At 68.9% G+C, this 1,558-nt stretch carries 1 protein-coding gene and 1 pseudogene; both read right to left on the bottom strand.

The genetic code is table 11. The features are described from left to right. Nucleotides 1-928, bottom strand: a pseudogene (locus JCM19049_RS13725) (NAD kinase); the annotation flags it as partial. Nucleotides 929-1,027: 99 nt separating this feature from the next. After that, nucleotides 1,028-1,558: SAM-dependent methyltransferase (locus JCM19049_RS13720; RefSeq protein WP_054821860.1), on the bottom strand; the 531-nt coding region annotated here is incomplete at its 5' end.

Genomic DNA, 1,558 nt, shown 5'->3' with positions numbered 1-1,558 from the left:
TGCGGCGTTCCGACGGGCGCGCCGGTCCGCGCCAGCCCTGGATCGGCAGCTCGAACTTGTTGACCAGGCGTTCGGAGAACGGGGTGGTGTTCAGCCGGGCCAGCTTCACCGGCTGGCGCTGCGGGTCACTTCCACCCGGGCCCGGGCGGCAGGTCAATGGTGCGCCGGCCATCGCACCACAGCACGGCCTCGGCGTCGGTGCGGGTGAGCATCTCCACCGCCATCACCGAGTCCGGGGAGATCACCAGCGGCTTGGCGAACAGGGCGTGGGCGCTGATCGGCACCATGATCAATGCCGCGACCTCCGGCCAAACCACCGGGCCGCCGGCGGAAAAGGCGTAGGCGGTGGAACCGGTGGGGGTTGCCATCACCACCCCGTCACAGCCGAAGGTGGAGATCGGCCGGCCGTCGACCTCGATGACGACCTCGACCATCCGCTCACGGTTGGCCTTCTCCACCGCCGCCTCGTTCAGCGCCCAGGTCTCGGCCAGGCACACGTTGTCCAGCCACACCTTAACCTCGATGGCCATGCGCTGCTCCACGGTGTAGCGCCCGGCGGCGAGCTGGGCCACCGAATTGGCCAGCTCGGTGCGTTCACTTTCGGCCAGGAAGCCGACGTGGCCCAGGTTCACGCCCACCAGCGGCAGGTCGGCCTCCCGCACCTGCTCCGCGGCGTGCAGCACCGAGCCGTCGCCGCCAAGCACCACCCCAGATCGATGTCCTGCATCTGGCAGTCCTCGCCCAGGATCTCCACGTGCAGCGCATCCTCGCCCTGGTTGTCCCCGTTGGCGCCGATGACCGCGTGTTGGTCCTGGCGGCGCATCACCGGCACGATGCCGGAATTGGCCAGCTGGTGGGAGGTTTCGATGGCCGCGGCGATCGCGTCCTTACGGCCCGTGTGGGTGAAAACTAGGATGCGGCGCAATATCGGATGCCCCTCAGGCTCGAATTCTCGGGGTGGAAGCGCGCAGGATGCACCGGCGGCTAGGTGCGCACCGATCCAGCCCGTCGCTTCGACGCGTTGTGTTCAAGAATAGTCAACCAGCTCCCACAACCGCGCATCGGGCGGGGATTGTGGCTGCCCGGTGTCGGGCCGGCCCAGGCGCAGGAAGAACTCCACGTTCCCATCCTGCCCGGGCAGCGGGCTGCGCGCCAGCCCCTGCAGCTCAAGTCCGGCTTCCCGCGCGCTGGCCACCACGTTTTCCACCGCGGTGCGCCGCAGGCGTGCGGAGGTGACCACCCCGGACTTGCCCAGGTGCTCCCGGCCCACCTCGAACTGGGGTTTGGCCATCAACAACAGGGTTCCGCCCGGGCGTGTTGCCTGCGCCAGCGCCGGGATCACCAGGCGCAGCGAAATAAAGGACAAGTCAGCCACCACCAGGTCGACAACTCCCCCGATCTGCGCCGGCTCCAGGTAACGCACGTTCAGCCCCTCGTGCACGCTGACCCGCTGGTCAAAGCGGATCTGGTCCACCAGCTGACCGTGGCCGACGTCGACGGCCACCACGTGCCGGGCCCCGCGGCGCAGCAGCACATCGGTGAACCCGCCGGTGGAGGC

This window comes from Arthrobacter sp. JCM 19049 (assembly GCF_001310435.1).
Note: the sequence above shows the minus strand (reverse complement) of the source record. Positions and strands in the feature narration are given on the sequence as shown.